Below are 12374 nucleotides of genomic sequence, written 5' to 3' on the forward strand. Positions count from 1 at the left end.
TTGTCGAAAACTTTACCGAATATCTGTTCGTTTTTTTAGGTTTTTTATAGGCATTCGTGGTAAAATAATAATACAGATTTTTATGAGGAGGTCGGATTTTCTTGGAACGTCAATTTGAAATTGTCTCAGCGTATTCCCCACAAGGTGATCAGCCGGTAGCTATAGAGAAGCTTGTAGAGGGAATTAATAGCGGAAAGAAAAAGCAAGTGTTGCTTGGAGCGACAGGAACGGGTAAGACATTTACGATTTCAAATGTCATTAAAGAAGTGCAAAAGCCAACACTTGTCATGGCTCATAATAAAACGTTAGCAGGACAGTTATATAGTGAGTTGAAGGACTTTTTCCCAAATAATGCAGTTGAATATTTTGTTAGTTATTACGATTATTATCAACCAGAAGCGTATGTGCCGCAAACAGATACGTTTATTGAAAAAGACGCACAGATTAATGATGAAATTGATAAATTGCGTCACTCGGCAACGTCTGCATTATTTGAACGGGATGATGTAATTATCGTTGCGAGTGTTTCGTGCATATATGGTTTAGGTTCTCCAGAAGAATACCGCGAGTTAGTTGTTTCACTTCGAGTTGGTATGGAGAAGGATCGCAATCAATTGCTTCGTGAACTTGTTGATGTGCAGTATGGACGTAATGATATTGATTTCAAGCGCGGTACATTCCGTGTGCGCGGAGATGTAGTTGAAATCTTCCCGGCATCACTTGACGAGCATTGTATCCGAATTGAGTTTTTCGGTGATGAAATTGATCGTATTCGCGAAGTAAATGCGTTAACAGGGGAAGTATTAGCAGAACGTGATCATGTAGCAATTTTCCCAGCATCTCACTTCGTTACACGTGAAGAAAAAATGAAGGTCGCTATTGAAAATATCGAAAAAGAACTAGAAGAGCGTTTAAAGGAATTAAATGATAACGGCAAGTTGTTAGAAGCGCAGCGTATAGAGCAGCGTACACGTTATGATTTAGAAATGATGCGTGAGATGGGCTTTTGTTCAGGTATTGAAAACTATTCCCGTCATTTAACACTTCGTCCAGCAGGGGCAACGCCGTATACGTTATTAGACTATTTCCCGGAAGATTTCTTAATCGTTATGGATGAGTCGCACGTATCAGTGCCGCAAGTAAGAGCGATGTATAACGGGGACCAAGCGCGTAAGCAAGTGCTTGTGGATCATGGATTCCGTCTGCCATCAGCTTTAGATAATAGACCGCTCACATTTGATGAGTTTGAAGAGAAAACAAATCAAGTTATTTACGTGTCAGCAACGCCAGGACCATATGAATTAGAGCAGTCGCCAGAAGTAATAGAACAAATTATTCGTCCAACAGGGCTTTTAGATCCGCCAATTGATATACGACCAATTGAAGGGCAGATTGACGATTTATTAGGAGAGATTCAAGATCGCATTGCAAAAAATGAACGTGTATTAATTACAACTTTAACGAAGAAGATGTCAGAGGATTTAACAGACTACTTAAAAGATGTAGGAATTAAGGTGAATTACCTGCATTCTGAAGTGAAAACATTAGAACGCATTGAAATTATTCGGGATCTTCGTCTTGGTAAGTTTGATGTTCTTGTCGGTATTAACTTATTACGAGAAGGGTTAGATATTCCAGAGGTATCACTTGTCGCTATTTTAGATGCTGATAAGGAAGGATTCTTGCGTTCAGAACGTTCATTAATTCAAACAATCGGTCGTGCAGCACGTAATGAAAACGGCCGCGTTATTATGTACGCAGATCGCATAACGAGATCGATGGAAATTGCGATTGAAGAAACGAAGCGTCGTCGTAGTATACAAGAAGCTTACAATGAAGAGCATGGTATTACGCCGAAAACGATTCAAAAAGGTGTGCGTGATGTAATTCGTGCAACGACAGCTGCTGAAGAAACAGAAACGTATGAAGCAACGCCAGCTAAGAAGATGACGAAAAAAGAGCGTGAAAAGACAATTGCGAAGATGGAAGCAGAAATGAAAGAAGCAGCAAAAGCGTTAGACTTCGAGCGTGCAGCTGAATTAAGAGATTTACTATTAGAATTAAAAGCGGAAGGGTGAAAAGAGTGAGTAAGAGCAAGGATTTTATCGTTGTAAAAGGTGCTAGAGCACATAACTTAAAAAATATTGATGTAACCATTCCGAGAAATCAGCTTGTCGTTGTAACGGGATTGTCTGGTTCGGGGAAATCATCATTAGCATTTGATACGATTTATGCAGAAGGGCAGCGCAGATACGTAGAATCGTTATCTGCGTATGCACGCCAGTTTTTAGGGCAAATGGATAAACCGGATGTAGATACGATTGAAGGATTGTCACCAGCAATTTCAATCGATCAAAAAACGACGAGTCGTAATCCACGTTCAACAGTTGGAACAGTAACGGAGATTTATGATTATTTACGTTTATTATTTGCGCGAATTGGTACGCCAATTTGTCCGAATCATGGCATTGAAATTACATCACAAACAGTAGAGCAGATGGTAGACCGCGTCCTTGAATATCCTGAACGTACGAAATTACAAGTGTTAGCTCCTATCGTTTCTGGCCGTAAAGGTGCACATGTGAAAGTACTTGAAGACATTAAGAAGCAAGGATATGTTCGTGTACGTGTTGATGGTGAAATGCTTGATGTGTCTGAAGATATTACGTTAGATAAAAATAAGAAGCATTCCATTGAAGTTGTAATAGATCGTATTGTTGTAAAAGAAGGAATCGCAAGCCGTCTTGCGGATTCACTTGAAAGTGCATTAAAGCTTGGCGGGGGACGAGTGTTAATCGATGTTATGGGAGAAGAGGAACTTCTATTTAGTGAGCATCATGCTTGTCCGCATTGTGGTTTTTCAATCGGAGAATTAGAGCCGCGTATGTTCTCATTCAATAGTCCGTTCGGTGCATGTCCTTCTTGTGATGGACTTGGCTCAAAGCTAGAGGTAGATTTAGAACTTGTTATTCCGAACTGGGATTTATCATTAAATGAACATGCGATTGCGCCTTGGGAGCCGACAAGTTCACAATATTACCCACAGCTTTTACAATCTGTATGTAATCACTACGGTGTTGATATGGATGTACCTGTAAAAGATATACCGAAAGATTTATTTGATAAAGTGTTGTACGGAAGCGGTGAAGAGAAAGTTTATTTCCGCTATGTAAATGAATTTGGTCAAGTAAAGGAAAATGAGATTTTATTTGAAGGTGTTATTCCAAATATTGAACGTCGTTATCGCGAAACGAGTTCTGATTACATCCGTGAGCAAATGGAAAAGTATATGGCAGAACAAGCTTGTCCGAAGTGTAAAGGTGGACGTTTAAAACCTGAGAGTTTAGCTGTTTTCGTTGGCGGAAAAACGATTGCTGATGTAACGAAATATTCTGTTCAAGAAGTACAGGAATTCTTCTCAAGTGTGGAGCTAACAGAGAAACAACAAAAAATTGCTCATTTAATTTTAAGAGAAATTCAGGAGCGCGTTGGGTTCTTAGTGAACGTCGGTTTAGATTATTTAACGTTAAGTCGTGCCGCAGGAACTTTATCAGGTGGTGAGGCGCAACGTATTCGTTTAGCAACGCAAATTGGTTCTCGTCTTACTGGCGTACTTTACATTCTTGATGAGCCTTCTATCGGTTTGCATCAGCGCGATAACGATCGTCTTATTCGTACATTGCAAGAAATGCGTGATTTAGGTAATACGTTAATTGTTGTTGAGCATGATGAAGATACGATGATGGCAGCTGATTATTTACTTGATATCGGGCCTGGCGCAGGTATTCACGGTGGACAAGTCGTATCAGCAGGTACACCAGCTGAAGTGATGCAAGATGAGAATTCGCTAACAGGGAAGTATTTAAGCGGTAAAGAGTTTATTCCAGTTCCACTTGAAAGACGTAAAGGTGACGGACGAAAAGTGGAAATTGTCGGTGCAAAAGAGAATAATTTAAAGAACGCGAAAATGTCATTCCCGCTTGGTACGTTTGTAGCGGTAACGGGTGTATCTGGTTCTGGTAAAAGTACGATGATTAATGAAGTACTATATAAATCGTTAGCGCAAAAGTTATATAAAGCGAAAGCGAAGCCAGGTACGCATAAAGAGATTAAAGGTCTTGAACATTTAGATAAAGTAATCGATATAGATCAATCGCCAATCGGTCGTACACCACGTTCTAACCCTGCGACTTATACAGGTGTGTTCGATGATATTCGTGATGTGTTTGCTCAAACGAATGAAGCGAAAGTGCGCGGATATCAAAAAGGACGTTTCAGCTTTAACGTAAAAGGTGGACGTTGTGAAGCGTGCCGTGGTGATGGAATTATTAAAATCGAAATGCACTTCTTACCAGACGTATACGTTCCGTGTGAAGTTTGTCACGGTAAACGTTACAACCGTGAAACGTTAGAAGTGAAATATAAAGATAAAAACATTTCTGAAGTGTTAGGGATGACGATTGAAGACGGGGTAGAGTTCTTCGCTAATATCCCAAAAATTAAGCGTAAACTTCAAACGCTTGTAGATGTAGGGCTTGGTTATATGAAATTAGGACAACCAGCTACGACGTTATCTGGTGGTGAAGCACAGCGTGTGAAATTAGCTTCTGAATTACACCGTCGTTCTACAGGTCGTACACTATACATTTTAGATGAGCCAACGACTGGTTTACATGCGCATGATATCGCGCGTCTTCTAGAAGTGTTGCAACGTCTTGTTGAGAGCGGTGAGACGGTACTTGTAATTGAACATAATTTAGATGTAATTAAAACAGCGGATTATATCGTTGACCTTGGACCAGAGGGCGGAGACAAAGGTGGACAAATCGTTGCTTCCGGAACGCCAGAGCAAGTAGTGAAAGAAGAGCGCTCGTATACAGGTAAGTATTTAAAAGAGATTTTAAATCGTGATAAAGCAAGAATGAAAGAGAGAATAAAAGAAGTAGAGCTATCACAATAAGTTTAGTAATAAAAACCGAGTTGAAATGACGCTCGGTTTTTATTGTATAGGGGGAGAAGATGGGGTTTTAAGAAATTTATAAGGTATCAAAATGGAATTGTAATGGAGGGGGATTATGTCAATTAATCATAAATCACTTGCCCAATTTATTGTAGAAGCGAAAAGAAGGACATATGCATCTCAGGGAGATGACGCATCGGTTCAGGCGTTATTAAACAGATCGAAACAACTTGAGTACAGTAGCGGTGATTATTTTTATCGAGATATTTATTTTGGTTCAGCTTTTTTTATTGGACAAGAAACTGTAGAGTTTGAGAATCGTCCCATTTGGTCAATGGTCTATTCAGGTGGTGTCACTAACCCAAACTCAGATTGGGATATCATGGGTCCAATTTATAACTTTCTTCGCCAAGCATTAAGGTCAGTTGATACGAATTCTATCTATCGTGGTCCAAATTACTATAAATCAGGTACATATATTTTCAAGAATGAGTATGAAGGCACTCTTGATTGTTTTCAAGGTAAAGAAATTATTCTCATAGGTGATGAAAAGGTGTATGAATTGAAATATAGCGGTGGAATAGTACGATAATTATTTTAATAGAACCACAATGTGAAAAGAGAAAAAGAAATACTTAAAGGGGAAAGAAGCAGAAAATGCGTTTCATAATGAGGTGAAAAAGGAGTGCTACATCTTCTATCAACACTGTAATGATGTACTATTAATAAAAGATGCAAGTGTATTAAGTATGGATGATATATTACGTGAAACAGATGATATGTATAAAGGCGATATTTACATTGTAGATAAAGATTTCACTTGGACTTTTGTGAAAACGCATGAGCATGGATGGTATGGCCCTTATTTTGCAAGGAAGTGTTAGTAGGTATACAAGCATGAAGAATCGAATAAATTGATATAAGTGTTTGTATCGTGCTTGCGTTTATTATTGATTAGCGTATGATGAAAGATATATGTTTAAAAGGATGTGTAAGAAAATGAGATGGATTGTATCACTTCTTGTAAATAGTGTTGTGTTAATCGCTGTATCGGGACTTTTAAAAGGGATTGCACCAGACGCGTTTTACGTAGCAAATATACAAACTGCAATTATTGCGAGTATTATTTTGGCTGTTTTAAATGTGTTCGTAAAACCGTTTTTAATTTTAATTACGCTACCAATTACTGTTGTAACTTTCGGTTTCTTCTTAATTGTTATTAATGCGATTACGTTAAAAATAGCAGATTCATTATTAGGAGACGCATTTAATATATCAGGTTTCGGTGTAGCGATCGTTGCGGCAATTTGTATTTCAATTTTTAATATGATTATTGAAAAGGCAATTGTGGAACCTTTATATGAAAAAAAGAGAAAATGACAAAAAGAAAAACATTTCATGATATGTATGAAATGTTTTTTTCTATTTATTAGAAACCGTATTTCTTGTTTCCAGAAAAAAATGGTACAATATCCGGTAGAATGGAATTTTACATCAAATGAGACTGAACCCGCAGCGGAGTGGAGGTTTATACATATGCCGAAAGTAAGGACAAAGGATTTAATTGAACAATTTCAATTGGAGTTAATAAGTGGTGAAGAAGGAATTCATCGTCCGATTGATACAAGTGATTTATCACGACCTGGTATTGAAATGGCAGGATTTTTTACATATTATCCAGCTGATCGCGTGCAGCTTCTTGGAAAGACGGAGCTTACGTTCTTTGACACGTTAACGTCAGAGCAAAAACAAGAGAGAATGAAAGCGCTTTGTACTGAGGAGACGCCATGTATTATTGTAACTCGTAATCAAGATGTACCAGATGAGTTGCTGCAAGCATCGCGTGAATCAGGCATGCCTTTATTACGCTCTTCTCAAACGACAACGAGATTATCAAGTCGTTTAACAAATTATTTAGAAGGTAAGTTAGCACCAACAACAGCTGTACACGGTGTGTTAGTTGATATTTACGGCGTTGGTGTTTTAATTACAGGACAAAGTGGTGTCGGTAAAAGTGAGACAGCTCTTGAGCTTGTAAAACGTGGTCATCGCCTTGTTGCGGATGATAGTGTAGAAATTCGCCAAGAAGATGAAGACATGTTAGTTGGAAGTTCGCCAGATTTAATTGAGCATTTATTAGAAATTCGTGGTCTAGGCATTATTAACGTTATGACGTTATTCGGTGCAGGGGCAGTGCGAAATTATAAGCGTATTACACTTGTTATTAATCTTGAAATTTGGGATCAAAAGAAAAATTATGATCGCTTAGGTCTTGATGAAGAGAAGATGAAGATTATTGATACAGAACTTACGAAGATTACACTTCCAGTTCGTCCTGGTCGAAACTTAGCTGTTATTATTGAAGTGGCAGCGATGAACTTCCGTTTAAAACGTATGGGAGTCAATGCAGCACAGCAGTTCTCAGAACGATTAATGAGTGCGATTGAGTTAGGAAATCAGGAGTAAACATTGGAGAGGGAGGTCATACATATGCTGTTAGGTTCTGTACCACAGCTTGACCGCGTAGCTATCCAACTTGGACCGTTTCCTGTTTATTGGTACGGGATTATTATCGGTACAGGTGTGCTATTAGGTCTTTGGCTAGCAACTCGCGAAGGAGAAAGGCTAGGTATTCCAAAAGATACATTTGTTGACCTTGTATTAATTGCAGTACCGATCGCTATTCTATTTGCGAGAATGTACTATGTTATTTTTGAATGGGAATATTACGCGCAAAACCCGAGTCAAATTATTAATATTCGTCAAGGTGGCTTGGCGATTCATGGTGGCTTAATCGGGGCTGTTATTACAGGGATTCTTTTTGCGAAACGCCGCGGAGTTTCATTCTGGAAGTTGGCGGATATTGCTGCGCCAAGTATTTTACTAGGACAAGCAATTGGCCGATGGGGAAACTTTATGAACCAAGAGGCACATGGTGATGAGGTAACGAGACAGTTTTTAGAAGGCCTTCATTTACCGGATTTCATTATTAATCAAATGTATATTGATGGTGTTTACTATCACCCGACGTTTTTATATGAATCATTATGGAATTTTGCAGGGGTAATTCTATTACTTGCATTACGAAAAGTGAATTTACGACGCGGGGAGTTATTCTTCACATATTTAATTTGGTATTCAATAGGACGATTCTTCGTAGAAGGGTTACGTACAGATAGTTTAATGCTAGGGCCACTTCGTATTGCACAAGTAATGTCAATTGGACTTGTTGTTATTTCTGTTATTTTCATTATTGTGAGACGAAAAATGGGGCAAGCTGATAAAAGATATTTAGAAAATTAGAGAAAAGTAGCATCTTATTGTAAGATGCTGCTTCTTTCATATTCAGGAAAGAGAAAGGACTAAGGCAATGAAAATAAATACAGTGTTATTTGATTTAGATGGAACGTTAATTAATACAAATGAACTTATTATTTCTTCTTTTTTACATACTTTACATACATATTATCCAAATCAATATAAGCGTGAAGATGTATTGCCATTTATCGGTCCATCTTTACATGATACTTTCAGCAAGATTGATGAAAGTAAGGTTGAAGAGTTAATTACAAGCTATCGTCAATTTAACCATGATCATCATGATGAATTAGTAGAAGAATATGAAACTGTATATGAAACAGTTCAAGAGTTGAAAAAGCAAGGCTATAAGGTTGGTATTGTTACAACGAAAGCGAGACAAACCGTTGAAATGGGATTAAAGTTTTCAAAGCTTGATGAGTTTTTTGATGTTGTTGTGACGATTGATGATGTCGAGCATGTGAAACCACATCCAGAGCCACTTCAAAAAGCGCTTCAGTTATTAGATGCGAAACCGGAAGAAGCATTGATGGTTGGGGATAATCATCATGATATTGTTGGCGGACAAAATGCGGGTACGAAAACAGCTGCGGTTTCATGGACGTTGAAAGGGAGAGCGTATTTAGAGGCTTACAAGCCAGACTTTATGCTAGATAAAATGAGTGATTTATTGCCGATTTTGTCCGACATGAATCGTTCGTAAAGATAAGTAGAGGAGCGAGTGAAGTGCGACGGACAACGCGCTATCCTGTTTCAGGAGAGAATTCATTATGGAATGTGTATAAAACAGTGTCTTTTTGGAAGGTAATGAAAAACTTTATGATTATCCAAATTGCACGTTATACACCTTTTTTATCGGTCAAGAATTGGTTATACCGCACATTTTTGCGGATGAAAGTAGGAAAGAAAACCTCGTTTGCGCTTATGGTAATGCCAGACATTATGTTCCCGGAAAAGATAACTGTGGGAGAAAATTCGATTATAGGCTATAATACAACGCTTTTAGCACATGAATATTTAATTCGAGAATATCGACTTGGAGAGATCGTTATAGGAAATGAAGTGATGATTGGAGCGAATACGACTATATTACCAGGTGTGAAAATTGGAGATGGTGCGATTGTTTCAGCTGGCACACTCGTTCATAAAGATGTACCAAGCGGTGCTTTCGTAGGTGGAAATCCAATGCGTGTTATTTATACAAAAGAAGAAATGGATGCTAGAGAAGGTTGATGCTAAAAATGTAACATTTCTCTTCTTTTTTAATGAATAAAAAGGAAATAATTGAGTATAATATACTGTTTTGTTTTTTACGGAATCGTTTATACTTATAGATAGAAGAATGTGTGAACGAAGAAAACAAAAAACTGGAGGATATATGGGGAAAAATCAAAGAATATATAAGGAGAACGGACAAGTTATCTCTTTTAATCAATTAGCGGACTTCTTTTATAAAAAAGGGATGAGGGCTTACAAAGGACAAAAATTGCAAGATGCAATTAAATATTTTCGAAGAGCGGCACAAAGTGAGAAGGAGCCGTTTATTTTATGTCAATTAGCAACAGTATTATCTGAGGCTGGTGAATATCAAGAGTCAAATCAAACCTTCTTTAAGCTTGTTAGATCTAATCCAGAACTTGAACAGTGTTATTATTTTATTGCAAATAATTATGCATATATGGGGCTATTTCAGCAGGCGAAGAAGTATGCGGATCGCTATTTAGAAGTTGCAGAAGAGAAGGAATTTGTTGAAGATACATTAGAATTACTTGAAATTATGGAAGAAGAAGCGATGGGTGCGGAAGAGATTGAGGATGAAGATGATTTAATTGTTATGCAGGAAGAAGCCAATCGTTATATTCGTAACGGACAATTGGAAGAAGCAATTGCTACATTAGAAATTGTTACGAAAGATTATCCGGAATTTTGGTCGGGGCATAATAATTTAGCCATTGCGCATTTTCAATCTGGTAATGTAGATAAGGCGCTGAAATTAACGGAAATGATTTTAGAGAAAAATCCTGGTAATATACATGCGCTTTGTAATACACTTATTTTTCTATATTCAATTGGAGAGCATAAACAAGTAGAGGCGTTAGCTGCTCAGTTAGTTTCGGTATATCCGATTTCGTTTGAACATCGTTTGAAACTTGGGACGACACTTGCAACAATTGGTCATTTCGAGCCTGCATATAAATGGTTCAAATTATTAAAGCGTCAAGGATACGAGGGAGACGTTAGTTTTTATTATTGGTTTGCATATTCTGCGTATATGGTAAAAGATCAGCAAGTAGCTGAAAAAATGTGGCAACATGTTGTAGAATTGCACCCTGATAAAAAGGGAAAAGAACCGTGGAATGCATTGAATTTAGCGGATGAAGGACAAAGCGTGTTATTTGAAGAATTACGAAAATCATTTCAGCAAAGTGCGACGCTAGAGGAACAAATGCTAGCTTTATATTTAATGAATGAATTATCAACGCCAGAGAAGGTTGGATTCTTCTTTGATGTAACGCAGGCGAAGAATGGTGTTCCGATCGTATCGCAACTTGCAAAGTATTTCTTTTTACTGAATAGCCATAAGAGTATTCCAGCTGATTTACAGCAATTTGAACAGTGCGCGCGAATCGCGGATGCTTTATACAATTATACGAAAAAAGATGATGAATTAATCGAAGAGTGTTTACAATTTTGGTTTTGTACGTTCATACGTTTATATACATCTGGGGCAGTTTTTACAAATGTATACGGCTGGTCAGCTGCGGTTGAATATATCGTACGCAGTGAACAAGGAAATAAGATGACACAGTCGGAGCTCGGAGATGTGTATAATGTATCTGTAGCGACTGTTCGAAAGTATGTGCAAGCTGTTAAGCGTACGCACACATAGATAAGCAAATCATTGGGAAAAAAATGATGCGAACAGTATAATGAGGGTAACTTAATTGTGTAGGAATGGATAGGAGTGAATAGTGTGTCGGAAGAAAAAATTTATGATGTCATTATTATTGGTGCAGGACCAGCTGGTATGACAGCTGCAGTATATACATCTCGTGCGAATTTAAGCACATTAATGCTTGAGCGTGGTATTCCAGGCGGACAAATGGCAAATACAGAAGATGTAGAAAACTACCCAGGTTATGAGTCTATTTTAGGACCAGACTTATCAAATAAAATGTTCGAGCATGCGAAGAAATTTGGTGCTGAATATGCATACGGTGATGTGAAAGAAGTCATCGATGGTAAAGAATACAAAACAATTATTGCTGGTAAAAAAGAATATAAAGCACGTGCAATTATCGTTGCAAGTGGTGCAGAGTATAAAAAAATTGGTGTACCAGGTGAAACAGAACTTGGCGGCCGCGGTGTATCATATTGTGCGGTATGTGATGGCGCATTCTTTAAAGGTAAAGAACTTGTAGTTATTGGCGGCGGAGATTCTGCTGTTGAAGAGGGTGTGTTCTTAACACGCTTCGCATCAAAAGTAACGATCGTTCACCGTCGTGATACGCTTCGTGCACAGAAAATTTTACAAGATCGTGCTTTCCAAAACGAAAAGGTAGACTTCATTTGGAACCACACGATAAAAGAAATTAACGAAGCAAATGGTAAAGTAGGAAGTGTAACACTTGTAGATGTAAACAGTGGAGAAGAGAAGGAAGTCAAAACTGACGGCGTATTCGTATACATCGGTATGTTACCACTATCAAAACCATTTGTTGAACTAGGTATTACAAATGAAAATGGTTACCTTGAAACAAACGAGCGTATGGAAACGAAAGTTCCTGGTATTTTCGCAGCAGGTGATGTTCGTGAAAAAATGCTACGTCAAATTGTAACTGCAACAGGTGATGGTAGTATTGCAGCACAAAGTGCACAACATTACGTAGAAGAATTATTAGAAGAACTAAAAACTGTATCAGAAAAATAAGGGATAATATACCTTTTGAGAAGAAAGCTACCGATAGGAGCTTTCTTCTTTTTTTGTGTGAAAATGTCAAAGTTTTGTCAAAAAATATTGGGATTATAAGCTTTCTTATTGATATACTGGACTTTACGGAAAAAATCACTATAAGAAATGAGGAATTTATTCAAT

General features: G+C 37.8%; 10 protein-coding genes and 1 pseudogene. All 11 read left to right on the forward strand.

The annotated features are described in order from the left end of the window. Positions 1-101 precede the first annotated feature (101 nt). The 11 genes and pseudogenes from uvrB to trxB all read left to right on the forward strand — a co-directional run bounded on the left by uvrB (position 102) and on the right by trxB (position 12209). The gene (uvrB, locus tag PDK19_RS17860) at positions 102-2078 is read left to right on the forward strand and encodes an excinuclease ABC subunit B (RefSeq protein ID WP_000441045.1); all 1977 of its coding nucleotides are present in this window, start codon (positions 102-104) and stop codon (positions 2076-2078) included. A 5-nt stretch (positions 2079-2083) separates the two neighbouring features. Beyond that, the gene (gene uvrA, locus PDK19_RS17865; protein WP_000045582.1) at positions 2084-4960 is read left to right on the forward strand and encodes an excinuclease ABC subunit UvrA; all 2877 of its coding nucleotides are present in this window, start codon (positions 2084-2086) and stop codon (positions 4958-4960) included. A gap of 115 nt (positions 4961-5075) precedes the next feature. Next, on the forward strand, positions 5076-5552 hold the full coding sequence (locus PDK19_RS17870; RefSeq protein ID WP_053090662.1) for a DUF5680 domain-containing protein: 477 nt from the start codon (positions 5076-5078) through the stop codon (positions 5550-5552). 28 nt (positions 5553-5580) lie between these two features. Beyond that, positions 5581-5844: pseudogene (locus PDK19_RS17875) on the forward strand (DUF4275 family protein); the annotation flags it as partial. Positions 5845-5959: 115 nt separating this feature from the next. Beyond that, complete coding sequence (locus tag PDK19_RS17880; RefSeq protein WP_001267308.1) at positions 5960-6340, forward strand: phage holin family protein; 381 nt, start codon at positions 5960-5962, stop codon at positions 6338-6340. A gap of 156 nt (positions 6341-6496) precedes the next feature. Beyond that, complete coding sequence (gene hprK, locus PDK19_RS17885; RefSeq protein WP_001127250.1) at positions 6497-7426, forward strand: HPr(Ser) kinase/phosphatase; 930 nt, start codon at positions 6497-6499, stop codon at positions 7424-7426. A gap of 24 nt (positions 7427-7450) precedes the next feature. Continuing rightward, positions 7451-8263 carry a prolipoprotein diacylglyceryl transferase gene (lgt, locus tag PDK19_RS17890; RefSeq protein ID WP_000924231.1) on the forward strand — a complete coding sequence of 271 codons (813 nt, stop codon included), beginning with the start codon at positions 7451-7453 and terminating at the stop codon, positions 8261-8263. Positions 8264-8330: 67 nt separating this feature from the next. Beyond that, positions 8331-8981: a pyrophosphatase PpaX gene (gene ppaX, locus PDK19_RS17895; RefSeq protein ID WP_000700954.1), complete on the forward strand. Its 651-nt coding sequence runs from the start codon at positions 8331-8333 to the stop codon at positions 8979-8981. A 23-nt stretch (positions 8982-9004) separates the two neighbouring features. Next, positions 9005-9511, forward strand: coding sequence for an acyltransferase (locus PDK19_RS17900; RefSeq protein ID WP_001255081.1), 507 nt, complete (start codon positions 9005-9007; stop codon positions 9509-9511). A 145-nt stretch (positions 9512-9656) separates the two neighbouring features. Further along, complete coding sequence (locus PDK19_RS17905; RefSeq protein WP_000517733.1) at positions 9657-11168, forward strand: tetratricopeptide repeat protein; 1512 nt, start codon at positions 9657-9659, stop codon at positions 11166-11168. A gap of 84 nt (positions 11169-11252) precedes the next feature. Further along, positions 11253-12209 carry a thioredoxin-disulfide reductase gene (gene trxB, locus PDK19_RS17910; protein WP_001288072.1) on the forward strand — a complete coding sequence of 319 codons (957 nt, stop codon included), beginning with the start codon at positions 11253-11255 and terminating at the stop codon, positions 12207-12209. Positions 12210-12374 lie beyond the last annotated feature (165 nt).

Source organism: Bacillus cereus group sp. BcHK124 (assembly GCF_027712065.1).
GTDB classification, from domain to species: domain Bacteria; phylum Bacillota; class Bacilli; order Bacillales; family Bacillaceae_G; genus Bacillus_A; species Bacillus_A pacificus.